This window comes from Oleiphilus sp. HI0066, from assembly GCF_001635725.1.
The window spans coordinates 1-616 of the sequence record NZ_LWFH01001605.1 but is presented as its reverse complement, the minus strand read 5'-3'; the positions used below and the strand labels follow the sequence as shown (position 1 = coordinate 616).

At 45.8% G+C, this 616-nt stretch carries 2 protein-coding genes; both read right to left on the bottom strand.

Annotation, left to right across the window (positions count from 1 at the left end; translation table 11 throughout):
* Window positions 1–154 (bottom strand): DUF489 family protein (locus A3738_RS32760; protein WP_156504490.1); only part of this gene is annotated, 154 nt, incomplete at its 3' end.
* Window positions 141–616 (bottom strand): aminomethyltransferase beta-barrel domain-containing protein (locus tag A3738_RS25200; protein WP_369819835.1); only part of this gene is annotated, 476 nt, incomplete at its 5' end. The genes A3738_RS32760 and A3738_RS25200, both read right to left, overlap by 14 nt.

The window sequence follows — 616 nt, the reverse complement described above, 5'->3', positions numbered from 1 at the left end:
CATCATTGGGGTTCGTGTTGAAAAGCGATTCAATCAACACGTTTTGTGCATCGTGATCACAAGAGCCATTGCGCGCAATGCTATCTACCAATACGCAGCATTCGAATAAGCCAGATAGTGCCAGTGCCTTATTCTGATCGTTAGTTAAGCTCATCGTTAGGCTCGCTACTAGTAGATGCAATGATCCCACCGCCGAGGCAACGATCTTCAATATAGAAAACAACCGATTGGCCTGGGGTAATGGCTCGTTGGGGGGTGTCAAACCGCACGCTAAGATCTCCGTTATCTAGCTTTTCGACATGACAAGACTGGTCTGCTTGTCGATAGCGTACTTTAGCTGTACAAGAGAAAGGCATGTTTGGTTCACCATTAATCCAATCTAGATTTTTGCAGATCAACTGATTTGCAAAGAGCAGTGGATTATTCTTTCCTTGAACAACGACCAGAGTGTTGTCGTCTAGATTTTTTTGCGCGACATACCAAGGTGATTCGTCATAGTTTTTTAAGCCGCCAATACCGAGGCCTTGTCGCTGACCGATAGTGTGATACATCAAACCTTGATGCTTGCCGATGGTGTCTCCTGTATCGGTAATGATATCGCCTGGTTGCGCTGGCA